Consider the following 610-nt stretch of genomic DNA (forward strand, 5'->3'; position numbering starts at 1 on the left):
TACACAATGCACGGGTGCTTGCTCCATGTGGTATTCCCCGGTGTGGGGTGGGAGCGGTTTTATCTATACAAGAATCCTAATAGGATAGTGGACAAAAGTCAAGTATCCTATTAGGATATTTTGTAGTGGATTTTGATATCTTATATAGGAAGCAGCATGAGGAAAGTAAGTGAAGAAAGCAAAACACCGCGAAAACGGCGAACTGAAGAAGAACGTCGGAATAGCCCTGACGGACACGGCTATAGTGGGGCTAGATTCGATGGCCCAGGCAATGGGTGTCAGTCGCTCTCACTTGATAGAGATGATAGGCAGGAAGGAAATACCGATAAACGCAGCGGACACGCGATTGTTGGGGGAATCCTGTCTCAGTTGATCACCAAAACTCAATCTCAGATCAACGATACGGAAAATAATTTATGTGATCTGAAAAATCAACTGAGAGAGTTAGAACAATTATCAAACGAGTTTGAATTTCAAGAAAATCCATAAACCGTCCACCTATCCACAGGTCGGACGGTTTTTTAATGTCTACCATCAACATCCCCACCACCTAACTAGGTGGTGACAAAACACTATGACTATCTGGACAGAAAAGCACGACCAATTTTGT

At 43.4% G+C, this 610-nt stretch carries 1 protein-coding gene; it reads left to right on the forward strand.

The features are described 5' to 3' along the window. Positions 1-156 precede the first annotated feature (156 nt). Positions 157-489, forward strand: a complete 333-nt coding sequence (locus tag ACM0OP_RS24305; protein WP_414530966.1) for a hypothetical protein — start codon at positions 157-159, stop codon at positions 487-489. Positions 490-610 lie beyond the last annotated feature (121 nt).

The sequence above is a fragment of the Nodularia chucula CCY0103 genome (assembly GCF_963923915.1).
Taxonomy (GTDB): domain Bacteria; phylum Cyanobacteriota; class Cyanobacteriia; order Cyanobacteriales; family Nostocaceae; genus Nodularia; species Nodularia chucula.

Excerpts from the sequence above, each read along its gene's own strand:
- ACM0OP_RS24305 (WP_414530966.1), top strand. The coding sequence starts at position 157 with ATGAGGAAAGTAAGTGAAGAAAGCAAAACACCGCGAAAACGGCGAACT.